We start from the raw sequence: 21,284 nt of genomic DNA on the forward strand, positions 1-21,284 counted from the left end.
ATGGTCATGCCGCTTCGTCAGTCCATCAAGGTTGCGACGTATCTCGCTGAACAGAAGATCCGCAGGCGGGACAAGTTTCCGCTCATTGTCGAATTGGAGCCGCTTTTCGCCTGCAATTTGAAGTGCGAGGGCTGCGGAAAGATCCAGCACCCGGCCGGCGTGCTCAAGCAGCGCATGCCCGTCGCCCAGGCCGTGGGCGCCGTCCTGGAGTCCGGTGCGCCGATGGTGTCGATCGCCGGCGGCGAGCCGCTGATGCACCCTCAGATCGATGAGATCGTGCGGCAGTTGGTGGCGAAGAAGAAGTACGTCTTCCTCTGCACCAACGCCATGCTGCTGCGCAAGAAGATGGACAAGTTCACCCCGTCGCCGTTCTTCGCGTTCACCGTGCACATCGACGGCATGCGCGAACGCCACGACGAGTCCGTCGCCAAGGAAGGCGTCTTCGACGAGGCGGTGGAGGCGATCAAGGAGGCCAAGAAGCGCGGCTTCCGGGTCACCACCAACTCCACTTTCTTCAACAACGACACCCCGCAGAACATCATCGAGGTGATGAACTACCTCAACGACGACCTCGCGGTCGACGAGATGATGATCTCGCCCGCCTACGCCTACGAGAAGGCCCCCGACCAGGAGCACTTCCTCGGCGTCACCCAGACCCGCGAGCTGTTCAAGAAGGCGTTCGCGGGCGGCAACCGGCGGCGCTGGCGCCTCAACCACTCGCCCTTGTTCCTCGACTTCCTGGAGGGCAAGGTCGACTTCCCGTGCACCGCGTGGGCGATCCCGAACTACTCCCTGTTCGGCTGGCAGCGGCCCTGCTACCTGATGAGCGACGGGTACGTACCGACGTACCGCGAGCTGATCGAGGAGACCGACTGGGAGGCGTACGGCCGCGGCAAGGACCCGCGCTGCGCCAACTGCATGGCGCACTGCGGTTACGAGCCGACCGCGGTCCTCGCCACCATGGGCTCCCTCAAGGAGTCCCTGCGCGCGATGACCGAGACCGTCGCCGGGAACCGTGGGTGACGACGCCATGAGCTCCGGAGAGCCCGTCTCACTTGGCCTCCCCGAGGTACCGGTCCGTCCCCTGGCCGAGCGGCGTGTGAGCCGCCGGATCGAGGTCGGACCGGTACCCGTGGGAGGCGGCGCGCCGGTCTCCGTGCAGTCGATGACGACGACACGGACCTCGGACATCGGGGCCACGCTGCAACAGATCGCCGAGCTGACCGCCTCGGGCTGTCAGATCGTGCGGGTGGCGTGCCCCACGCAGGACGACGCGGACGCCCTCGCGACCATCGCGCGCAAGTCGCAGATCCCGGTGATCGCGGACATCCACTTCCAGCCGAAGTACGTGTTCGCCGCCATCGACGCGGGGTGCGCGGCGGTGCGCGTCAACCCGGGCAACATCAAGAAGTTCGACGACCAGGTGAAGCAGATCGCGCGGGCCGCGGCCGACGCGGGGACGCCCATCCGGATCGGGGTCAACGCCGGTTCGCTGGACCGACGGCTGCTGGAGAAGTACGGCAGGGCGACACCGGAGGCGCTCGTCGAGTCGGCGCTGTGGGAGGCGTCCCTCTTCGAGGAGCACGGCTTCGGCGACATCAAGATCTCGGTCAAGCACAACGACCCCGTGGTGATGATCAACGCCTACCGGCAGCTCGCCGCCGCCTGCGACTACCCGCTGCACCTCGGGGTGACGGAGGCGGGCCCCGCCTTCCAGGGCACCATCAAGTCCGCTGTCGCCTTCGGCGCGCTGCTCAGCGAGGGCATCGGCGACACCATCCGCGTCTCACTGTCGGCGCCGCCCGCCGAGGAGGTCAAGGTCGGCACCCAGATCCTGGAATCGCTGGGCCTGCGGCAGCGGCGCCTGGAGATCGTGTCCTGCCCGTCCTGCGGGCGGGCGCAGGTCGACGTCTACAAGCTGGCCGACGAGGTGGCCGCGGGGCTCGACGGCATGGAGGTGCCGTTGCGCGTGGCCGTCATGGGCTGTGTCGTCAACGGTCCCGGTGAGGCCCGCGAGGCCGACCTCGGCGTGGCCTCCGGCAACGGCAAGGGGCAGATCTTCGTCAAGGGCGAGGTCGTCAGGACCGTGCCCGAGTCGAAGATCGTGGAGACGCTGATCGAGGAGGCTATGAAGATCGCCGAGCAGATGGAGAAGGACGGCGTCGCGTCGGGTGCGCCCGGCGTCACCGTGGCCTGAGTTCGCTGGGTTCGAACGGGAAGGGGGCTCGAGCGTGACGATTCTGGAGACCATCCGGGGGCCGCGCGACCTGAAGGCGCTGAGCGAGGAGGAGCTCGACGAACTGGCCGGGGAGATCAGGGAGTTCCTGATCCACGCGGTCGCGAGAACCGGCGGGCATCTCGGACCCAACCTGGGCGTGGTGGAACTGACCATCGCGCTCCACCGGGTCTTCGAGTCGCCCGTCGACCGGCTCGTCTGGGACACGGGCCACCAGAGCTACGTGCACAAGCTGTTGACGGGGCGTCAGGACTTCTCGAAGCTGCGCGGCAAGGGCGGCCTCTCCGGCTACCCCTCGCGCGAGGAGTCCGAGCACGACATCGTGGAGAACAGCCACGCCTCCACCGCCCTCGGCTGGGCCGACGGCCTCGCCAAGGCCCGCCAGGTGCAGGGCGAGCGGGGACACGTGGTCGCCGTCATCGGCGACGGGGCCCTCACCGGCGGCATGGCCTGGGAGGCGCTGAACAACATCGCCGCCGCCAAGGACCGCCCGCTGATCATCGTCGTCAACGACAACGAGCGCTCCTACGCCCCGACCATCGGCGGCCTCGCCGACCACCTGGCCACCCTGCGCACGACGGACGGCTACGAGAAGGTGCTGGCCTGGGGCAAGGACGTCCTCCTGCGCACCCCCGTGGTCGGGCACACGGTGTACGAGTCCCTGCACGGCGCCAAGAAGGGCTTCAAGGACGCGTTCGCGCCGCAGGGCATGTTCGAGGACCTCGGCCTGAAGTACGTAGGGCCCATCGACGGGCACGACGTGGGCGCCATGGAGTCCGCGCTGCGCCGGGCCAAACGCTTCCACGGCCCCGTCCTCGTGCACTGCCTGACCGAGAAGGGGCGCGGCTACGAGCCCGCGCTCGCCGACGAGGCGGACCGCTTCCACACCGTGGGCGTCATGGACCCGCTGACCTGCGAGCCGCTCGCCCCCTCCAACGGGCCGTCCTGGACCTCGGTGTTCGGGGACGAGATCGCGAAGATCGGCCGCGAGCGCGAGGACGTCGTCGCCATCACCGCCGCCATGCTGCACCCGGTGGGCCTCACGAAGTTCGCCCAGGAGTTCCCGGGCCGGGTCTGGGACGTCGGGATCGCCGAGCAGCACGCCGCCGTCTCGGCCGCGGGCCTCGCGACCGGCGGTCTGCACCCGGTGGTCGCCGTCTACGCCACCTTCCTCAACCGCGCCTTCGACCAACTCCTCATGGACGTCGCGCTGCACCGGTGCGGAGTGACCTTCGTGCTCGACCGGGCCGGTGTGACCGGCGTCGACGGCGCCTCGCACAACGGCATGTGGGACATGTCGATCCTCCAGGTCGTGCCGGGCCTCAGGATCGCCGCGCCGCGCGACGCCGACCAACTCCGGGCGCAACTGAGGGAAGCTGTCGCCGTGGACGACGCCCCGACCCTGCTGCGCTTCCCCAAGGAGTCCGTGGGGGCGCCGATACCGGCGGTCGACCGGGTCGGCGGCCTCGACGTGCTGCACCGGTCGCAGGGGGCGCGCGTCCTGCTCGTCTCCGTCGGCGTCATGGCGCCCGTCTGCCTCCAGGCGGCCGAGCTGCTGGAGGCGCGCGGCATCCCCTGCACGGTGGTCGACCCGCGGTGGGTCAAGCCGGTCGACCCGGACCTCGCGCCGCTGGCGGCCCGGCACGAACTCGTCGCCGTCGTGGAGGACAACAGCCGGGCGGCGGGCGTCGGTTCGGCCGTCGCCCTGGCCCTCGGCGAGGCCGAGGTCGACGTCCCTGTGCGGCGCTTCGGGATCCCCGAGCAGTTCCTGGGGCACGCGAAACGCGCCGAAGTGCTCGCCGACATCGGACTGACGCCGGTGGAGATCGCGGGACGGATCAGTACGAGCCTGCACCTGAAAGCCAGCACATCGAAGAAGGCCGGCAAGGAGAACGACGTATGACCAAGGAGTTCGACCTCGGGCAACTGCTGGCCGAGCGCGGCGGTGAACGGTACGAACTGCACACCAAGTACCTCAACCACCAACTGCCGAAGATGCTCCACACCATCGGCTTCGACAAGGTGTACGAGCGGGCCGAGGGCGCGCACTTCTGGGACGCGGACGGCAACGACTACCTGGACATGCTGGCCGGCTTCGGTGTCATGGGCCTCGGCCGCCACCATCCCGTCGTCCGCAAGGCGCTGCACGACGTCCTCGACGCCTCCCTCGCCGATCTGACCCGGTTCGACTGCCAGCCGCTGCCGGGCCTGCTCGCCGAGAAACTGCTGACGCACAGCCCGCATCTGGACCGGGTCTTCTTCGGCAACAGCGGCACCGAGGCCGTGGAGACCGCGCTGAAGTTCGCCCGCTACGCCACCGGCAGGCCGCGCGTCCTGTACTGCGCGCACGCCTTCCACGGTCTGACCACCGGGTCGCTGTCGGTCAACGGCGAGGACGGTTTCCGCGACGGCTTCGCCCCGCTGCTGCCCGACACGGCCGTACCGCTCGGCGATCTCGACGCGCTGGCACGGGAGTTGCGGAAGGGCGACGTCGCGGCGCTCATCGTCGAGCCGATCCAGGGCAAGGGCGTGCACGAGGCGCCGCCGGGCTATCTGCGGGCCGCCCAGGAACTCCTGCACCGGCACAAGGCGCTGCTCATCGCCGACGAGGTGCAGACCGGCCTCGGCCGCACCGGCGACTTCTACGCCTACCAGCACGAGGACGGTGTGGAGCCGGACCTCGTGTGCGTCGCCAAGGCGCTGTCCGGCGGATACGTGCCGGTCGGGGCGACGCTCGGCAAGGACTGGATCTTCAAGAAGGTCTACTCCTCCATGGACCGCGTCCTCGTCCACTCGGCGAGCTTCGGGTCCAACGCCCAGGCCATGGCGGCCGGGCTCGCCGTCCTCTCCGTCATGGAGGACGAGGAGACCGTCGCCAACGCCCGGGTCATGGGCGAACTGCTGATGTCACGCCTCACCGCGCTCATCGACCACTACGAGCTCCTGAGCGACGTCCGCGGGCGCGGACTCATGATCGGCATCGAGTTCGGCAGGCCCAGGTCGCTGAAGCTGCGCAGCCGCTGGACCATGCTCCAGGCCGCCCGCAAGGGCCTGTTCGCGCAGATGGTCGTCGTGCCGCTGCTGCAAAAGCACCGCATCCTGACCCAGGTCTCCGGCGACCACCTCGAAGTCATCAAGCTGATCCCGCCGCTCGTCGTGGACGAGAGCGACGTCGAGCGGTTCGTGGAGGCGTTCACCGCCGTGATGGACGACGCGCACAGCGGCGGCGGCCTGATGTGGGACTTCAGCAAGACACTGATCAAGCAGGCGGTCGCCAACCGCTGACCCTCCCCGCGACGGCTTTTGCCTCTGGGGCAATAAATTTGCCCCAGAGGCATGTCTCTGGCTGAATCGAAGCATGAGCCCCGCCCTCCCCGAGGAGGCTCCGCGCCCCCCGGAGCTGCCCGCCGTCGCGCCCCAGTTGCGCGCCCTGCGCCGTCGCGCCGCCCTCACCCTGGAGGCCGCGGCCCGCTCCGCCGGTCTGTCGCCCGCGCACCTGTCACGCCTGGAGACGGGTCAGCGGCAGCCATCGCTCCCGATGCTGCTGGCACTCGCCCGTATCTACGGTACGACGGTCTCCGAACTCCTCGGCGAGACCCCGGCCGACCGCGACGCCGTGGTGCGGGCCGGCGCCGTGGAAGCGACCGAGGCCGACGGCTGGACGTACGTCCAGGCGGGCGCCCCCGGCCGCGGCATGCAGGCCCTGCGGGTCCGGGTGCCGTACGGGTCGCAGGGCGACATCGTGCGCGTCCATCCCGGCGAGGAATGGCTCTACGTCCTCGAAGGGCGGCTGCGGCTGCGCCTCGGGGACACGTCCTACCGGCTCGACCCCGGGGACAGCGCGCATTTCGACTCGCTCACCCCGCACCGGATCGCCGCGGCGGACCGGGGCGGGGCCGTACTCCTTTTCGTCCACACCCTGTTGCAGAGTCCGACCGCCGCGCTGTGCCTCGGCCCGGCGGCCGTCCGACCCGGGAGGTCCGACCATGAGTGACGCCACCGAACACGGCGCGACCGAGCGGCCCGACCGCCGGAACATCGAGGACAAGCTGCCCCGCGGCATCTGGGTGCGGGTCCTCGTGTACGTCTTCGCCGGGCACGCCCTCGCCGCCTTCCTCTACCTGCTGTTCTCGGTCGGCGGAGGCCAGTAGGGGGAGCCGGTGGCGCGGGTCAGTCGAGGAGCCGCTCGCGCAGCCGCTCGCGGTCGGCCGCGCCGAAGCGCAGCCCCTCCTCGAAGTAGCGCTCCGTGCCGCCCCAGGTCTGCTCGATGGTCTCGAAGGCCGCGCGGAGATAGTCGGCACGGGCGTCGAAGAGCGGGCCGATCAGCTCCATGACCTCGGGGGAGTAGGCGTCGCCCGAGGTGGCGCTGCGGCGCACCTTGTAGCGGCGGTGCTTGGCGTTCGACTCCAGGTAGTCCGCCTCGATGGCGTCGCGCTCCACGCCCACGGCGAGCAGCGTCACGGCGATCGACAGGCCCGCGCGGTCCTTGCCCGCCGCGCAGTGCATCAGGGCGGGCACGCTGGCGTCGGCGAGCGCGTGCAGGACGCGGCTGTGCTCGGCGGTGCGCCCGGAGATGATCGAGCGGTACGACGTGATCATGCGGTTGGCCGCGCGGCCCTCGGAGAGCAGGGCGCGGAGCTGGTCTATGTCGCCGTCGCGGACCATCTTCCAGAACTCGGCGCCGTCGGCCGGGTCGCTCAGCGGCAGGTTCACGTTGCGCACGCCGGGCAGCTCGACATCGGGGCCCTCGAGGCGCAGGTCCGCGGCGTTGCGGAAGTCGAAGACGGTGTGCAGGCCGAGCCCGGCGAGGAACGCGGCGTCCTCGGCGGTGGCGTGGGCGAGGTGGCCGCTGCGGAAGAGCACGCCCGGGCGCACGCGCCGGCCGTCCACGGTCGGCAGTCCGCCCACATCACGGAAGTTGCGGACTCCGGACAACTGGGGCTCGGTGGGCGGGGCGTGCTGCGTCACGGGGGCTCCTCCCGGTCAGGTCACCGGCGTTGCTCGTCGGCGGGCGCGCTCTGACGATACGACATGGATTCCCAGGGCATCTATCTGTCCGTTTTGGGCGGCTTTCAAGGTAAGTGTCAGCAAAATAGGGGCGATGGGGGGAGGTCGCGTGAGCAGGCTCATAACGGTGACCGTCCGTGGCGGCCCTCCCGCATTTCTTCCTCGGTAATTCCTTGCGGGTATGGCGTTGGTAAAGCGTCGGCATCGACGCAGGGTGACACGGAAAGCGCTCGGACGATCAAGAAAACAACCCTTCCTGTGAATGGGATGTTTGTCGCCGCCTTTCTCGTCGGCTTATCGTCACCACTCACTCCGGGCGGAACGCCTAATCCTGCCGCCGCCCGGAATCCGAGACGACTACCCGTCACGGCAGGAGCGGGGGACCCACAGGCAGTACGCCGCCGAGGGAATTCCCCGACAGCGGCTAGGGGTGAAGCCGGGTCCGCGTGCCGGAACCGGCCGGGCATCTCCAGCCCGAACCCGACAGCTCACCTCGTAGGCGACGGAGAGGAAAACCGGCATGCCCGCAAAGGCAAAGCACCGCCGCTCGAAGACCCAGCGCATCACCCGCGCCGCCGCCGTCGCCTCGGCCGGCGGGGCCGCGCTCGCCCTGCCGCTCATCGGCGCCACCGGCGCCCACGCCGCGACCGGGGACACCGGCGCCAAGACCTACACGGTCGAGGCGGGGGACACCCTGTCGAAGATCGCCGAGGCGCAGCACGTCGACGGCGGCTGGCAGAAGCTGTACCAGGCCAACAAGGACGTCGTCGGCTCCGACGCCGGCCTCATCAAGCCCGGCATGAAGCTCACGCTGGACGGCGCGGCCGAGACCACCGCCGCCACGGCGGCGCGGACAGGCGCCACGACGCACGCCGCGGACTTCGTGAAGCCCGTCGACGGCGCCACGGGAACCCCGTACCACTCCTCCGGATCCATGTGGTCCAGCGGCTACCACACCGGCACGGACTTCGTCGTACCCACGGGCACCGCCGTCAAGGCGGTCGGCGCGGGCACCGTCGTCTCGGCCGGCTGGGACGGCGCGTACGGCAACGAGGTCGTCATCAAGCACACCGACGGGCGCTACTCCCAGTACGCCCACCTGTCCTCCCTCGGCGTCTCCGCCGGGCAGAGCGTGACGGCCGGACAGCAGATCGGCCTGTCCGGCGCCACCGGCAACGTCACGGGACCGCACCTGCACTTCGAGATCCGCACGTCGCCGGAGTACGGCTCCGACATCGACCCGCTGGCGTACCTGCGCGGGCACGGCGTCGGCGTCTGAGCCACGCGCGATCCTTTCGGCGCCCGGGGTTATTCCCCGGGCGCCGAGTGGGTTTTCTCACCACCCGTCAACCCCTGGCTACGGTCGCGTAGGTCACACCCCAGGGTGAAAGATGTGTGGTCGTGGCAAACGAATCGAGATCACTCAGCGGCGGCACGATTCGGTCCTACGCGGCGGTGGGGGACAGCTTCACCGAAGGCGTCGGGGACCCCGGACCCGACGGGAGCTTCGTCGGCTGGGCCGACCGGCTCGCCGTCCTCCTCGACGACCGCGTACCCGAGCACACCTTCAAGTACGCGAACCTCGCCGTACGCGGCAAGCTCATCGACCAGATCATCGCGGACCAGGTCCCGAAGGCCATCGAACTCGCCCCCGACCTGGTGACCCTCGTCGCGGGCGGCAACGACATCATTCGTCCCGGCACCGACCCGGACGATGTGGCCGAGCGCTTCGAGAAGGCCGTGGCACGGCTGGCCCAGGCGGCCGGGACCGTCATGGTCGCCACCGGCTTCGACACCCGCGACGTGGCCGTCCTCAAGCATCTGCGCGGCAAGATCGCCACGTACAACATGCATGTCCGCGCGATCGCCGACCGCTATGGCTGCCCGGTCCTCGACCTGTGGTCCCTCAGGTCGATCCAGGACCGCCGGGCCTGGGACGAGGACCGGCTGCACCTGTCCGCGGAGGGCCACACCCGCGTCGCCCTCCGCGCGGGACAGGCGCTCGGGGTCGAGGTGCCCGCCGACCCGGAGCAGCCCTGGCCGCTGCTGCCGCCGCGCGGCACGTTCGAGGTGCGGCGCGACGACATCCACTGGGCGCGGGAGTTCCTGGTGCCCTGGATCGGGCGGCGGCTGCGCGGGGAGTCCTCGGGGGACCGCGTGGTGGCGAAGGGCTTCGTGGACCCGCACCTGATCAAGATGCACCTGGCGTCCGTCTCCTGACCTCGGCGGGCGCGGCGCGGGGCCGTCGAGGTGACCGGCCGGAGTGGCATGCCGTGCGGGGCGCGGCGGCGGTGCTGGGATGTCGGCTGTCCGCCGCGTCGGCGGGCCCGACCGGGAAGGACCCCGTCCCATGTCTGTACGCATCCGCCACCGCGCCGCCCTCGCCGGCGTGCTGCTCGCCCTCGCGCTGCCGACGGCGCCCGCCGTCGCCCAGGCCGCGCCGCACGCGGGCGTGCCGCGCGTGGCCGCGGTCAAGGCGCCGAAGCCCGCGACCCTGACCGTCACCGGTGAGGGCCGGGCGGCCGCGGCGCCGGACATGGCCACCGTGACCGCGGGCGTCGAGGCCACCGGGCCCACCGCGAAGGAGGCCCTGGCCGCGCAGAACCGCGCCGCCGAGGCGCTGCTGGCCGCCGTGCGCGGCGAGGGCGTCGCCGACCGCGACATCAGCACGCGGACCCTCGCGGCCTCCGCCGTCTACGAGACCGGACCCGAGCCGGGCGCCTCCCCGCGGGTCGCCGGGTACCAGGCCAGTCAGTCGTTCTCCGTCACGATCCGCGACCTGCGGCGCACCGGCGCCCTCCTCCAGGCCATCACGGACGCGGCCGGGGACGCCGTCCGGATCCACGCCGTCGTCTTCGACGTCGCCGACCCGAGCCGACTGCGGGCCGCAGCCCGCACCGCCGCGCACGCCGACGCCCGCGCGAAGGCCGTCCAGTACGCCGAGCTGAGCGGCCGCAAGCTGGGCCGGCTCGTCTCGCTCGAAGAGACCGCGGGCGGCCGTCCCCGGCCGGTGGCCGCGGCCTTCGACGAGGCGGCGGGGAAGGTCCCGACGGCGCCCGGCGAGATCGAGGACGAGGTGAGCGTGAGGGCCGTGTACGAACTGAAGTGACGGCACGCCGAGCATGACGCCTTCGGCCGACACAAGGGCCTGGGTCGACGAACGGGTCAACTCCCCCCGGCACAGGCCCCGTTCGCCCGGATCAGGGGCGGTGCCGCGCGCTGTCACAGGCGCGGCACATAATGGAACACACTGATCGATCAACGGGAGGCGTTGTGCCACGTTCCCTCAGTCCCGCCCTGCGCTCGCTGCGACCGGCCGCGTTCGGCGCCGAGGCCACCGGTGCGCGTCTGGCACGAATCCGCAGGTCGCCCCAGTTCGCCGACGGGCAGTTCCGCAACCCGGAAGGCACCCGCGTACGGCCCGAGGGCTCCATGCTCGACTTCGCGAAGGTCTACTTCCGCAAGGAGGAGCGGGTCCTGCGCGCCCCGACGGGCACCGTTCCGGTGCACGCCACGACCCTCGCCGATCTCGCGAAACCGGCCGCGACCGGGCTGCGCGTCACATGGCTCGGGCACTCCAGCGTGCTCGCCGAGATCGACGGGGTCCGGGTGCTCTTCGACCCGGTGTGGGGCGAGCGCTGCTCCCCGTTCGCCTTCGCGGGGCCCAAGCGACTGCACCCCGCGCCGCTGCCCCTCGCCGCCCTCGGCCCGGTCGACGCCGTCGTCATCTCGCACGACCACTACGACCATCTGGACATGCCCACCATCAAGGCGCTCGCCGGAACGGACACCGTCTTCGCGGTTCCACTGGGCGTCGGCGCGCACCTGGAGCACTGGGGCGTTCCGGCCGACCGGCTGCGCGAGCTGGACTGGCACGAGTCGGCGCAGGTCGGTGACGTGACGCTCACGGCGACGCCCGCCCGCCACTTCTGCGGCCGGGGCCTGCGCAACCCGCAGCACACCCTGTGGGCGTCCTGGGTCGCCGCCGGGCCGGAGCACCGGGTGTTCCACAGCGGCGACACCGGCTACTTCCAGGGGTTCCAGGACATCGGCCGGGAGCACGGCCCGTTCGACCTGACCATGATCCAGGTCGGTGCCTACGCCACCTTCTGGCCCGACATCCACATGACGCCGCAGGAGGGGCTCGAGGCCCACCTCGACCTGCAAGGCGGACAGCCGCACGGCGTGCTCATGCCCATCCACTGGGGCACGTTCAACCTGGCCCCCCACCCGTGGGCCGAGCCGGGCGAGTGGTCCATGGACGTGGCGCGGGACGCGGGCCAGGCCCTGGCCACCCCGCGTCCGGGCGAGCCGTTCGAGCCGGCCGGGACGCTCCCGACCGACCCGTGGTGGCGCGGCGTCAGCACCCCCGTCACCCGCCACTGGCGCCGCACCGCACCCGGCCCGCGCCTGACGCAGGACGGACCGGCCCCGACGGAGCTCGACCTGGCGGGCGACCGCTGACCGAGGGACGCGGGCGAGTGCCGCCCCGTGGTGCTCAGAGCCTGTCTTTCGAACCCCCGTCCGCGCAGCCCGCGCTACGCGCGGACGACGGGTTCTCAAAGACAGGCCCTCAGGCTCCGACGTCCCGGTTGCGGTAGTCGTCGAGGGACTCGCGGCGCACCAGCAGGCGGGCGTGCCCGCCCGCGACGGCGATCACCGGCGGGCGGCCCACCAGGTTGTAGCCCGACGCCATGGAGAGGTGGTAGGCGCCCGCCACCGGTACGGCCAGCAGGTCGCCGGGGCGGATGTCGCCCGGCAGCTCGACGTCGGCGGCCAGCACGTCGCCCGCCTCGCAGTGCCGCCCGACCACGGTCGCCGTGGTCGCCGCGGCGGTGGAGGCGCGGCCGATCAGGCGCGGGGCGTACCGCACCCCGTAGAGGGCGGGCCGCGGGTTGTCGCTCATGCCGCCGTCGACGGCGACGAACACCTTCACGCCGGTGCGCTTGACCGCGAGGACCCGGTAGAGGGCGACGCCCGCGGGTCCGGCGACCGCCCGCCCGGGCTCGATCAGCAGCCGGGGCACGGGCAGCCCGGCGCCCGCACAGCTCTCGGTCAGCTCGGCGCGCACCCGGCGGGCCAACGCCGTGATGTCCAAGGACTCCTCGCCGGGGCGGTAGGCGATGCCGTGACCGCCGCCCAGGTCGAGCTCCGGCAGGACGACGCCGTGGCCGTCGCGGATCCGGGCCATCAGCCCGACCATCCGGCGCACCGCGGTGACGTAGGGCTTGACGGCGGTGATCTGCGAGCCCAAGTGGCAGTGCAGGCCGACCAGTCGGAGCTGCGGCTGGTCGAGCACGCGGGCGATCGCGTGGTGCGCGTACCCGTCCGACAGGGACAGCCCGAACTTCTGGTCCTCGGTGCCGGTGCGGATCTTCTCGTGGCCTCCGGCGGTGATGCCCGGCACGATCCGCACCATCACGTCCTGGCGTCCCCCGGTCCCGACGGCGGCGGCGAGCCGGGCGATCTCGGCGGGGCTGTCGATGACGATGCGGCCGACCCCCAGGCGCAGAGCGGCCCCGATGTCGTGCGGGGACTTCGCGTTGCCGTGCAGCACGATCTTCTTGGCGGGGAATCCGGCGCCGACGGCGAGCTCCAGTTCACCGGCCGAGCACACGTCGAGCCCGAGGCCCTCCTCGCGCACCCAGCGGACCATGGCCCGCGACAGGAACGCCTTGGCCGCGTACAGGACATGGGCGTCGGGGAAGGCGGCGCGGTAGGTCCGGCAGCGCTCCCGCACCTCACCCTCGTCGAGCACGTACGCGGGCGTGCCGAAGCGCTCGGCGACCCCGGCGAGCGACACCCCGCCGACGGCCAGGTCACCGTGCGGGCGGCGGGCGGCGGAGGCGGGCCACACCGTCAGGTCGTCCAAGGCGACGGGCGCGGGGACACGCGGACGGGCGGTCGTCATGAGGGACGTACCTCCTTGTGCAGCAGGTCGGGGTCGACGACGACGGCGGTGACGCCGAGCGGGGCCGCGAGGGCCCGCAGCGCGGGCTCGCCGAGCCTGATCCACTCCTGCTCACGGCCCAGCGCCGCGACGAGCCGGTCGTGATCGGTGAACCCGACGGCGGTACGCGCGCCGAGCGGGGTGCGGAACATACGGGCGGCGCACCCGAAGGGCCCCGGCCGGACAGGGACGTGGAGCGGTCCGGCCGGGACACGTTCGGCGGGTTCCGGATCCTCACCGCACAGCAAGTCGTTCATGGATCTCCTCGGAGCATCCTCGAAGCGGGCAGGGACGCCCGGCGGTCACCGACGGCCGGGGCGCGACGCCGACGCTATGCCCGCCCCGGCGGCGCTCCGCCGCACCGGCGCCCCTCATGACACGACGCTGACGACCAGGGCCCCGGCGCTGACGTGCCGTTGACACCACCACGCCACCGAGGGTCCGGAACCCCAAGAGCAGGCACCCGGCGGCGTATTCGGTCGGCTGTGCGAGGACTCATACCAGAGCGGGACGTCGACCGCCGGAGTTTGGCAACTGCCCTCCGCACATGAAGGGTTGCCGACTACCGTGAGTGCTCGCCGCGCGACGCCCGGTCGATCATCCGTGCCGTCGCGCCGCCCTGCCCCACCCCCGAGAGAACCGAGGACGAGGACGCCGTATGTCTCAGCTTCGCCAGCCGGCCGCCCGCGCAGACCGTCGCGAAGGCGGTCGGCACGGCAGGCCGGCGGGGCGGACCGCGCCCCGTCCGGCCGAGACCCACATACGGCCCCAACTGCTGCGCCTCGCCGTGCTGCCGCCGCTCGCGGTGGCGCTCAGCGCCAGCGCGGCCGTCCTGTTCGCCGTACGGTCCACCGGGGCGCGGCCCGGCCCCGCCCTGTGGTGCGTGCTCGCCGGAGCCTGCCTCGTCACGGTCGCGGGCATCGTCATCGCCGCCGTCGCCGCCGACCGCGCCGCCACCGCCGTCCGCGACCGGGTCCTCACCCTGCGCCGCACCACGGCCCGGGGACAGGCCGAACTGCGGGGAATCGTCGAGCAGTTGCGCAAGGGCGAGGCGCCGCCACCGCGCCGCGCCCCCAAGGCACCCGCGCCCGGCGCCGACGACTTCGACCAGCTCGCCGCCGACCTGTCCCGCGCCCAGGACGTCGCCGTCACCGCCGTCGTGCAGGCCACACGGCTGTCCAGCCAGGCGGGCAGCCAGCAGAAGGTCGAGGTCTTCGTCAACCTCGCCCGCCGCCTCCAGTCCCTGGTCCACCGAGAGATCTCCATCCTCGACGACCTGGAGAACGACGTCGAGGACCCCGACCTGCTCAAGGGCCTCTTCCACGTCGACCACCTCGCCACCCGCATCCGCCGGCACGCCGAGAACCTCGCGGTGCTCGGCGGCGCCGTCTCCCGCCGCCAGTGGAGCCACCCCGTCTCCATGACCGAGGTGATGCGCTCGGCGATCGCCGAGGTCGAGCAGTACTCACGGGTCAAACTCGTCCCGCCGATCGACGGCACCCTGCGCGGACACGCCGTCGCCGACTGCATCCACCTCCTCGCCGAACTCGTCGAGAACGCCACGGTGTTCTCCGCCCCGCACACCCAGGTGCTGCTCCGCGCCAACCTGGTGACGTCCGGGCTCGCCGTCGAGGTCGAGGACCGCGGACTCGGCATGCCCGTCACCGAACAGAACAAGATGAACGCGCTGCTCGCCGACCCCGACCAGGTCAATGTGGACAGCCTGCTGCGGGACGGGCGTATCGGACTGTTCGTCGTCTCGCAGCTCGCCCGGCGGCACGGCATCACCGTCCGGCTCCAGACCAACATCTACGGCGGGGTCCAGGCCGTCCTCGTCCTGCCCCAGGGTCTGCTCGGCGCGGACCAGGAGGAGCAGGCGCCCCGGGTGCGCCGCGCCGCCGCCGCGGCGACCGCCGACAGCGTCCTCGCCCCCGGGGCCGCCGCCGCGAACGGGCGCAGCGCGCTGCCGCACCCCGGCGACGCGGGCACCGAAACGCCCCCGCCCGCCCCGGCCCCGCTGCACGGCGGCATGACCTCCGTGCCGGGCCCGCGCACCGGACCGCCGACGCCCTCACCCCAGCAGCAGCCCCCGCTCCCGCACGCGGAACAGGCAGCCCCGTCCCGCACTCTCCCGCCACCGTCCGGCCCACCCGTCGCCGCGCCGCTCCCGCAGCGCCACGCGGGCGGCCCGCGCCTCACCCCCGCCGACGCCCTGCCCGGCATCCGCCCCGAGGACCGCCAGGCCGTGGCCGAGCACACGGCGACCCCGCCCACCCCGGTCAACGGCGTGGTGCGCGGCACCATCGAACGCCCCCACCTGCCCCGGCGCAGAGCCCAGGAACACCTCGCCCCGCAACTGCGCGGCGGCCCCGCACCGCGCCAGGACGACGAGCCGCCGGTCGGCCACGACCCCGGGCTCATGGCCGCCTTCCAGCGCGGCATCACCCTCGCCGAGGCGGCCGAACCGCGCGAACTCCCCGGCGTGGAGCCCGGCGCCCGCGAGGGCGGCGAGAGCGGTGGCGCCGGATGACCGTCGCCCGGGCGACGCCGTACCGCGAGGTGATACCCGGCGGACCCCGGCCCCGCCTCCGCCGTCCCCCTGACCAGCACCACACCGAGCAGTCCACCAAGGAGTCGATCCCCCATGGCGAGCGATGTGCCGACGGGTCATGTGTCCGATCTCGACTGGCTGATGAGCGGCCTCGTCCAGCGCGTTCCCCACACCAACAGCGCCGTGCTGCTCTCCTCCGACGGTCTCGTCAAGTCCGTGCACGGACTCGACGCCGACAGCGCCGACCACATGGCGGCCCTCGCCTCCGGCCTCTACTCGCTCGGCCGCAGCGCCGGCGCCCGGTTCGGTGACGGCGGCGACGTACGACAAGTGGTGGTGGAACTCGACTCCACCCTGCTGTTCGTGTCGACCGCGGGCTCCGGCACCTGCCTCGCGGTGCTCGCGGGACGGGAGGCCGACGCCGCCGTGCTCGGCTACGAGATGGCCATGCTCGTCAAGAGCGTGCGCCCCTACCTCGTGACCGCGCCGCGCCAGCTCTCCGCCGAGCCCACGGCGATGAGGAATTGAGGGTGACGGCCCCGCAGGACGGGCCATGGCTCGACGGCGCGGCAGGCCGGCTCGTGCGCCCGTACACGATCAGCGGCGGACGCACCCGGCCCAGTACGTCGATGGATCTGCTGACCCTGGTCATGGCCACAGGGGCGACCCCCCTCGGCTACCTGGGTCCGGAGCACAGCCAGGCGCTCGAACTGTGCGCACACCCCACATCGGTCGCGGAGATCGCCGGTCATCTCGGCCTTCCCGCGGCCGTCACCAAGGTTCTCCTGTCCGACCTCGTCGACTGCGGGGCCGCCACCACCAAGCCCCCCACGTTCCACGACAACCCCACTGACCGGTCCCTACTGGAGGCAGTGCTCGATGGACTACGACGACAGCTCTGACCCCTTCCCCACCGCACTGAAGATCTTGGTCGCGGGTGGGTTCGGGGTCGGCAAGACGACTTTCGTCGGCGCGGTCAGCGAGATCGCTCCGCTCAGCACCGAAGAGCTGCTCACCACCGTCAGCGCCGCGACCGACAATCTCGACGGCATCGAGAACAAGGTCGAGACGACCGTCGCCATGGATTTCGGACGCATCACCCTCGACCCCGAACACGTCCTGTACCTCTTCGGCACCCCGGGCCAGGAACGCTTCTGGTTCATGTGGGACGAACTGTCCGAGGGCGCCCTCGGCGCGGTGATCCTCGCCGACACCCGCCGCCTGGAGGACTGCTTCGCCGCCGTCGACTTCTTCGAGGAGCGCGGCATGGGGTTCATCGTGGCGGTCAACGAGTTCGACGGCGGCTACCGCTACGAACCCGAGGAGGTCCGCGCCGCCATCGACCTCGACCCGCAGGTGCCCGTGGTCCGCTGCGACGCCCGCATCTCCAGCTCGGGCATCCAGACCCTGCTCACCCTGGTCCGGCACCTGCTGGCCCACGCCGCCCCCGCGGCCAGCGGGTACGGGGCCCACACATGACGTACGCGGGCCGGGGAGCAGGCGCATGACGTACGACGCGACCGGGCGCCTGCTGCTGACCCCGGTCGACCGGGAGGGGCCCGAGCGGGCGTCCCGGCTGCGGGACCTGGGCCTCGGGCCGACCGCCGATCCGGTCTTCGACCTGTTCGCGGACCGGCTCGCCGAGCTGACCTGCGCGCCCTTCGCCATGGTCAACTTCATCGATGAGAACCGGCAGTTCTTCGCGGGGCTGCACACCCCCGACGGACGCCACCGGGGCGGTGCGCTGGGCGCGCTCGCCGCCCGGTCCGCCGACGGCGCGGCCGACCGCTACATGGCGCGCGACCACGGCTACTGCCCTCATGTGATCGCCCGACGCAAAGCACTGGTCCTCGAAGACGTGTGCGACTACCCGAGGTTCGCGGGCAACCCCGTCGTCGACGAGATAGGGATTCGCTCCTATTTGGGCGCGCCGCTGCTCGACGACCTCACGGGCCTCGCGCTCGGGACCGTGTGCGTGGTGGACATCGCGCCCCGCCCCTGGGGGAGGGCCGGGCTCGCGACCATCAAGGCCGCCGCGGCCGAGCTGATGGAGGTGGTGCGCGGGCGCGGGAGCCTGTGGCCGTGACCCGCGGCAGGCCGCCCGGAGGAGAGCCGCCTGTAGGAAAGCTGCGGCGGCGCTTAAGAAATCCTCGATGGACCGGAGCGCCGCGGTAAGGAAGAGTCCGGGGCGGCGGCTGACGGCCGCCCTCACACGTCCACTCTTTCCCGTACCCGGGCGGCTTCGTGCTGCCCGGGTACGCCACGACAGGAGCCGAACCGTTGAAGGCGCTGGTCAAGGAGAACGCCGAACCGGGACTGTGGCTGACGGACGTGCCCGAGCCGTCCATCGGCGCGGGCGACGTACTGATCAAGGTGCTGCGGACCGGGATCTGCGGCACCGACCTGCACATCCGGGACTGGGACGGCTGGGCGCGCTCCACGGTCCGTACGCCGCTGACCCTCGGCCACGAGTTCGTCGGCGAGGTCGTGGACACCGGCCGGGGCGTCACGGACATCGCCGTCGGCGACAGGGTCAGCGGTGAGGGCCACCTCGTGTGCGGCAAGTGCCGCAACTGCCTCGCCGGGCGGCGCCACCTGTGCCGCGCGACGGTCGGCCTCGGTGTGGGCCGCGACGGCGCCTTCGCCGAGTACGTCGCCCTGCCCGCGTCGAACGTCTGGGTGCACCGCGTCCCCGTGGACCTCGACGTGGCGGCGATCTTCGACCCGTTCGGCAACGCCGTGCACACCGCGCTGTCCTTCCCGCTCGTCGGCGAGGACGTCCTGATCACCGGCGCGGGGCCGATCGGCCTGATGGCCGCCGCCGTCGCCCGGCACGCGGGCGCCCGCCACGTCGTGATCACCGATGTCAGCGAGGACCGCCTGGAGCTGGCCCGCAAGATCGGTGTCAGCCTCGCCCTGAACGTCGCGGAGTCCACCATCGCCGACGGCCAGCGCACCCTCGGCCTGCGCGAGGGCTTCGACGTCGGCCTGGAGATGTCCGGCAACCCCGTCGCGATGCGCGACATGCTCGCCAACATGACCCACGGCGGCAAGATCGCCATGCTCGGCCTGCCGGCCGATGAGTTCGCCGTCGACTGGGCGCGGATCGTCACCTCGATGATCACCGTCAAGGGCATCTACGGCCGGGAGATGTTCGAGACCTGGTATGCGATGTCGGTCCTCCTGGAGGGCGGCCTCGACCTCGCCCCGGTGATCACCGGCCGCTACGCGTACACCGACTTCGCCGCGGCCTTCGACGACGCGGCGAGCGGTCGCGGCGGCAAGGTCATCCTCGACTGGACCGTCTGAACTCCCCCTCCCCATAAGGACTTTCGGCATGTTCGACAACGTACGCGAAGACTTCCGGGCCACCCTCGACGAGATCGTCGCCGCGGGCCTGCACAAGCCCGAGCGGGTCATCGGCACCCCCCAGTCGGCCACCGTCGACGTGACGGCGGGCGGGCGGCCCGGCGAGGTGCTGAACTTCTGCGCCAACAACTACCTCGGCCTCGCCGACCACCCCGAGGTCATCGCCGCCGGTCACGCGGCGCTCGACCGCTGGGGCTACGGCATGGCCTCCGTGCGCTTCATCTGCGGCACGCAGGAGGTGCACAAGGAGCTGGAGGCGCGCCTGTCGGCCTTCCTCGGCCAAGAGGACACGATCCTCTACTCCTCGTGCTTCGACGCCAACGGCGGCGTCTTCGAGACCCTCCTCGGCCCCGAGGACGCGGTGATCTCCGACGCCCTCAACCACGCCTCGATCATCGACGGCATCCGCCTCAGCAAGGCCCGGCGCTTCCGGTACGCCAACCGGGACATGGCGGACCTGGAGACCCAGCTCAAGGCGGCGGGCGACGCCCGGCGCAAGCTGATCGTCACCGACGGCGTCTTCTCCATGGACGGCTACGTCGCGCCCCTGCGGGACATCTGCGACCTCGCCGAGCGGTACGACGCCATGGTCATGGTCGACGACTCGCACGCCGTGGGCTTCGTCGGCCCCGGCGGCCGGGGCACCCCCGAGCTGCACGGCGTGATGGACCGCGTCGACATCATCACCGGCACCCTCGGCAAGGCCCTCGGCGGCGCGTCGGGCGGCTACGTCGCGGCCCGCGCCGAGATCGTCGCCCTGCTGCGCCAGCGCTCGCGCCCGTACCTGTTCTCCAACAGCCTCGCCCCGGTGATCGCCGCGGCCTCCCTGAAGGTCCTCGACCTCCTGGAGTCCGCCGGCGAGCTGCGAGAACGCCTCGCCGCTAACACCGAGCTGTTCCGTACGCGGATGACGGACGAGGGCTTCGACGTCCTCCCCGGCGACCACGCCATCGCCCCGGTCATGATCGGCGACGCGTCGGTCGCGGGCCGCATGGCCGAGCTGCTGCTCGAGCGCGGCGTGTACGTGATCGGCTTCTCGTACCCGGTCGTGCCGCAGGGCCAGGCCCGGATCCGCGTCCAGCTCTCCGCCGCGCACTCGACCGAGGACGTGAACCGCGCCGTGGACGCCTTCGTCGCGGCCCGCGCCGAGCTGGGCTGACCGGCCGCGAGTTCTCCCGACCGGTTTGGGAGAATCGGGGCATGATCGAAGCGCGGCGGTTGCACATCCTCCGTGCGGTGGCCGACCACCGCACGGTCACGGCGGCTGCCGCCGCGCTGTATCTGACCCCCTCCGCGGTCTCCCAGCAGCTCACGGCCCTGGAGCAGGAGACGGGTCACAAGCTGGTCGAGCGCGGCGCGCGCGGGGTCCGGCTCACCCCGGCGGGCGAGATCCTGCTCACCCACACCAACGCGGTCCTGGCCCAACTGGAGCGGGCCGAGGCGGAGCTCGCCGCGTACAGCACCGGCGAGGCGGGCACGGTGACGCTGGCCTCCTTCGCCACCGGTATCGGCCTGGTCGTCGGCCCGGCCCTGGCCCGTCTCGCGCGCACCGCGCCGGGCATCCGCGTCCGGGTCCAGGACGCCGAGGGCGACGCCAGCCTGCCGATGCTTCTCGACCGGCGTATCGACGTGGCGGTCGCCGTCGAGTACCGGGGCGCCCCCGGGGCGGACGACGACCGGATCACGCGGGTGGCGCTGTACGCGGAGCCGTTCGACGCCGTGCTGCCCGTCGCGCACCGGCTCGCGGACACCGAGCGGGTACCGGTCGCGGACCTCGCGAAGGACACCTGGATCGGCCCGTACCCCGGCAACCCGTGCCACGACGTGGTCGTCCTGGCCTGCGAGCACGCCGGTTTCTCCCCGCAGTTCGAGCACTCGTCCGACGATTTCCGAGCGGTCGTCGCCCTCGCGTCGGCGGGCGCGGGTGTGGCCCTCGTCCCGCGCTCGGCCCTGGTCGGCATGGACCTGGCCGAGGTCGTCGTCCGCCCGATCGACGGCGTCGCGCCCACCCGCAAGGTCTTCGCGGCGGTCCGCCACGGGGCGGAGAGGCATCCGCTGATCCGCCCGGTCATCGAGGCGCTGGGGGAGGCGGCCGAGGGGGAGACCCCTGGCCACGCACCGATCGGCACGGAGCGACGCTCCTCCTGACGCCCCTACCGTCCGTCTCACAT

At 72.0% G+C, this 21,284-nt stretch carries 21 protein-coding genes and 1 riboswitch; of the genes, 18 read left to right on the top strand and 3 right to left on the bottom strand.

Features of this window, described 5'->3' with window-relative positions:
- The 6 genes from hpnH (at nucleotide 1) to ACIRF8_RS36055 (ending at nucleotide 6,387) form a co-directional block, all read left to right on the top strand.
- Nucleotides 1-1,023: an adenosyl-hopene transferase HpnH gene (gene hpnH, locus ACIRF8_RS36030; protein WP_404222200.1), complete on the top strand. Its 1,023-nt coding sequence runs from the start codon at nucleotides 1-3 to the stop codon at nucleotides 1,021-1,023.
- Between the two features lie 7 nt (nucleotides 1,024-1,030).
- A complete protein-coding gene (ispG, locus tag ACIRF8_RS36035; protein ID WP_404222202.1) occupies nucleotides 1,031-2,197 on the top strand; it encodes a flavodoxin-dependent (E)-4-hydroxy-3-methylbut-2-enyl-diphosphate synthase in 1,167 nt (388 codons plus the stop codon).
- A gap of 34 nt (nucleotides 2,198-2,231) precedes the next feature.
- A complete protein-coding gene (gene dxs / locus ACIRF8_RS36040; RefSeq protein ID WP_404222204.1) occupies nucleotides 2,232-4,139 on the top strand; it encodes a 1-deoxy-D-xylulose-5-phosphate synthase in 1,908 nt (635 codons plus the stop codon).
- Nucleotides 4,136-5,521 (top strand): aspartate aminotransferase family protein, encoded by a 1,386-nt coding sequence (locus ACIRF8_RS36045; protein ID WP_404222206.1) that lies wholly within the window; start codon nucleotides 4,136-4,138, stop codon nucleotides 5,519-5,521. The genes dxs and ACIRF8_RS36045 overlap by 4 nt, the downstream gene beginning before the upstream one ends.
- 73 nt (nucleotides 5,522-5,594) lie before the next feature.
- A complete protein-coding gene (locus tag ACIRF8_RS36050; RefSeq protein WP_404222208.1) occupies nucleotides 5,595-6,230 on the top strand; it encodes a helix-turn-helix domain-containing protein in 636 nt (211 codons plus the stop codon).
- A complete protein-coding gene (locus tag ACIRF8_RS36055; RefSeq protein WP_404222210.1) occupies nucleotides 6,223-6,387 on the top strand; it encodes a DUF6126 family protein in 165 nt (54 codons plus the stop codon). Before ACIRF8_RS36050 ends, ACIRF8_RS36055 begins: the two co-directional genes overlap by 8 nt.
- A gap of 19 nt (nucleotides 6,388-6,406) precedes the next feature.
- Here ACIRF8_RS36055 and ACIRF8_RS36060 read toward each other — a convergent pair whose 3' ends face one another.
- Nucleotides 6,407-7,204, bottom strand: a complete 798-nt coding sequence (locus tag ACIRF8_RS36060; protein ID WP_404222213.1) for a tyrosine-protein phosphatase — start codon at nucleotides 7,202-7,204, stop codon at nucleotides 6,407-6,409.
- Between the two features lie 367 nt (nucleotides 7,205-7,571).
- A riboswitch (cyclic di-AMP (ydaO/yuaA leader) is annotated at nucleotides 7,572-7,758 on the top strand.
- A gap of 5 nt (nucleotides 7,759-7,763) precedes the next feature.
- Between ACIRF8_RS36060 and ACIRF8_RS36065 the strand changes: the two genes are divergently transcribed.
- The 4 genes from ACIRF8_RS36065 to ACIRF8_RS36080 all read left to right on the top strand — a co-directional run bounded on the left by ACIRF8_RS36065 (nucleotide 7,764) and on the right by ACIRF8_RS36080 (nucleotide 11,707).
- Nucleotides 7,764-8,522, top strand: a complete 759-nt coding sequence (locus ACIRF8_RS36065; RefSeq protein ID WP_404222215.1) for a peptidoglycan DD-metalloendopeptidase family protein — start codon at nucleotides 7,764-7,766, stop codon at nucleotides 8,520-8,522.
- Nucleotides 8,523-8,644: 122 nt separating this feature from the next.
- On the top strand, nucleotides 8,645-9,463 hold the full coding sequence (locus ACIRF8_RS36070; protein ID WP_404222217.1) for an SGNH/GDSL hydrolase family protein: 819 nt from the start codon (nucleotides 8,645-8,647) through the stop codon (nucleotides 9,461-9,463).
- A gap of 130 nt (nucleotides 9,464-9,593) precedes the next feature.
- On the top strand, nucleotides 9,594-10,352 hold the full coding sequence (locus tag ACIRF8_RS36075) for an SIMPL domain-containing protein (protein ID WP_404222219.1): 759 nt from the start codon (nucleotides 9,594-9,596) through the stop codon (nucleotides 10,350-10,352).
- Nucleotides 10,353-10,483: 131 nt separating this feature from the next.
- Entirely contained in the window at nucleotides 10,484-11,707 is a 1,224-nt protein-coding gene (locus ACIRF8_RS36080; RefSeq protein ID WP_404222222.1) for an MBL fold metallo-hydrolase, read from the top strand.
- Between the two features lie 109 nt (nucleotides 11,708-11,816).
- Here ACIRF8_RS36080 and lysA read toward each other — a convergent pair whose 3' ends face one another.
- Both lysA and ACIRF8_RS36090 read right to left on the bottom strand, forming a co-directional pair.
- Nucleotides 11,817-13,154 carry a diaminopimelate decarboxylase gene (gene lysA / locus ACIRF8_RS36085; RefSeq protein ID WP_404222224.1) on the bottom strand — a complete coding sequence of 446 codons (1,338 nt, stop codon included), beginning with the start codon at nucleotides 13,152-13,154 and terminating at the stop codon, nucleotides 11,817-11,819.
- A complete protein-coding gene (locus ACIRF8_RS36090; RefSeq protein ID WP_404222226.1) occupies nucleotides 13,151-13,450 on the bottom strand; it encodes an SAV_915 family protein in 300 nt (99 codons plus the stop codon). Before ACIRF8_RS36090 ends, lysA begins: the two co-directional genes overlap by 4 nt.
- Before the next feature lie 401 nt (nucleotides 13,451-13,851).
- Here ACIRF8_RS36090 and ACIRF8_RS36095 point away from each other — a divergent pair, with 401 nt between their 5' ends.
- The 8 genes from ACIRF8_RS36095 to ACIRF8_RS36130 all read left to right on the top strand — a co-directional run bounded on the left by ACIRF8_RS36095 (nucleotide 13,852) and on the right by ACIRF8_RS36130 (nucleotide 21,261).
- Entirely contained in the window at nucleotides 13,852-15,723 is a 1,872-nt protein-coding gene (locus tag ACIRF8_RS36095; protein WP_404222228.1) for an ATP-binding protein, read from the top strand.
- Between the two features lie 114 nt (nucleotides 15,724-15,837).
- Nucleotides 15,838-16,272: a roadblock/LC7 domain-containing protein gene (locus tag ACIRF8_RS36100; RefSeq protein ID WP_404222230.1), complete on the top strand. Its 435-nt coding sequence runs from the start codon at nucleotides 15,838-15,840 to the stop codon at nucleotides 16,270-16,272.
- A 2-nt stretch (nucleotides 16,273-16,274) separates the two neighbouring features.
- Entirely contained in the window at nucleotides 16,275-16,646 is a 372-nt protein-coding gene (locus ACIRF8_RS36105) for a DUF742 domain-containing protein (RefSeq protein WP_404222232.1), read from the top strand.
- On the top strand, nucleotides 16,624-17,223 hold the full coding sequence (locus ACIRF8_RS36110) for a GTP-binding protein (protein ID WP_404222234.1): 600 nt from the start codon (nucleotides 16,624-16,626) through the stop codon (nucleotides 17,221-17,223). Before ACIRF8_RS36105 ends, ACIRF8_RS36110 begins: the two co-directional genes overlap by 23 nt.
- A 25-nt stretch (nucleotides 17,224-17,248) precedes the next feature.
- On the top strand, nucleotides 17,249-17,830 hold the full coding sequence (locus ACIRF8_RS36115; protein ID WP_404222236.1) for a GAF domain-containing protein: 582 nt from the start codon (nucleotides 17,249-17,251) through the stop codon (nucleotides 17,828-17,830).
- 194 nt (nucleotides 17,831-18,024) lie between these two features.
- A complete protein-coding gene (gene tdh / locus ACIRF8_RS36120) occupies nucleotides 18,025-19,053 on the top strand; it encodes an L-threonine 3-dehydrogenase (protein ID WP_404222238.1) in 1,029 nt (342 codons plus the stop codon).
- Between the two features lie 28 nt (nucleotides 19,054-19,081).
- On the top strand, nucleotides 19,082-20,272 hold the full coding sequence (locus ACIRF8_RS36125) for a glycine C-acetyltransferase (RefSeq protein WP_404222241.1): 1,191 nt from the start codon (nucleotides 19,082-19,084) through the stop codon (nucleotides 20,270-20,272).
- Between the two features lie 41 nt (nucleotides 20,273-20,313).
- Nucleotides 20,314-21,261, top strand: coding sequence for a LysR family transcriptional regulator (locus ACIRF8_RS36130; RefSeq protein WP_404222244.1), 948 nt, complete (start codon nucleotides 20,314-20,316; stop codon nucleotides 21,259-21,261).
- Nucleotides 21,262-21,284 lie beyond the last annotated feature (23 nt).

The organism is Streptomyces sp. NPDC102406, assembly GCF_044765725.1.
Classification (GTDB): domain Bacteria; phylum Actinomycetota; class Actinomycetes; order Streptomycetales; family Streptomycetaceae; genus Streptomyces.

Bases quoted from the DNA above. Each gene is read 5' to 3' on its own strand.
- hpnH (WP_404222200.1), top strand. From the start codon at position 1: ATGGTCATGCCGCTTCGTCAGTCCATCAAGGTTGCGACGTATCTCGCT.
- ispG (WP_404222202.1), top strand. From the start codon at position 1,031: ATGAGCTCCGGAGAGCCCGTCTCACTTGGCCTCCCCGAGGTACCGGTC.
- ACIRF8_RS36045 (WP_404222206.1), top strand. From the start codon at position 4,136: ATGACCAAGGAGTTCGACCTCGGGCAACTGCTGGCCGAGCGCGGCGGT.
- ACIRF8_RS36050 (WP_404222208.1), top strand. From the start codon at position 5,595: ATGAGCCCCGCCCTCCCCGAGGAGGCTCCGCGCCCCCCGGAGCTGCCC.
- ACIRF8_RS36055 (WP_404222210.1), top strand. From the start codon at position 6,223: ATGAGTGACGCCACCGAACACGGCGCGACCGAGCGGCCCGACCGCCGG.
- ACIRF8_RS36065 (WP_404222215.1), top strand. From the start codon at position 7,764: ATGCCCGCAAAGGCAAAGCACCGCCGCTCGAAGACCCAGCGCATCACC.
- ACIRF8_RS36075 (WP_404222219.1), top strand. From the start codon at position 9,594: ATGTCTGTACGCATCCGCCACCGCGCCGCCCTCGCCGGCGTGCTGCTC.
- ACIRF8_RS36080 (WP_404222222.1), top strand. From the start codon at position 10,484: ATGGAACACACTGATCGATCAACGGGAGGCGTTGTGCCACGTTCCCTC.
- lysA (WP_404222224.1), bottom strand. From the start codon at position 13,154: ATGACGACCGCCCGTCCGCGTGTCCCCGCGCCCGTCGCCTTGGACGAC.
- ACIRF8_RS36090 (WP_404222226.1), bottom strand. From the start codon at position 13,450: ATGAACGACTTGCTGTGCGGTGAGGATCCGGAACCCGCCGAACGTGTC.
- ACIRF8_RS36095 (WP_404222228.1), top strand. From the start codon at position 13,852: ATGTCTCAGCTTCGCCAGCCGGCCGCCCGCGCAGACCGTCGCGAAGGC.
- ACIRF8_RS36100 (WP_404222230.1), top strand. From the start codon at position 15,838: ATGGCGAGCGATGTGCCGACGGGTCATGTGTCCGATCTCGACTGGCTG.
- ACIRF8_RS36110 (WP_404222234.1), top strand. From the start codon at position 16,624: ATGGACTACGACGACAGCTCTGACCCCTTCCCCACCGCACTGAAGATC.
- ACIRF8_RS36115 (WP_404222236.1), top strand. From the start codon at position 17,249: ATGACGTACGACGCGACCGGGCGCCTGCTGCTGACCCCGGTCGACCGG.
- ACIRF8_RS36125 (WP_404222241.1), top strand. From the start codon at position 19,082: ATGTTCGACAACGTACGCGAAGACTTCCGGGCCACCCTCGACGAGATC.
- ACIRF8_RS36130 (WP_404222244.1), top strand. From the start codon at position 20,314: ATGATCGAAGCGCGGCGGTTGCACATCCTCCGTGCGGTGGCCGACCAC.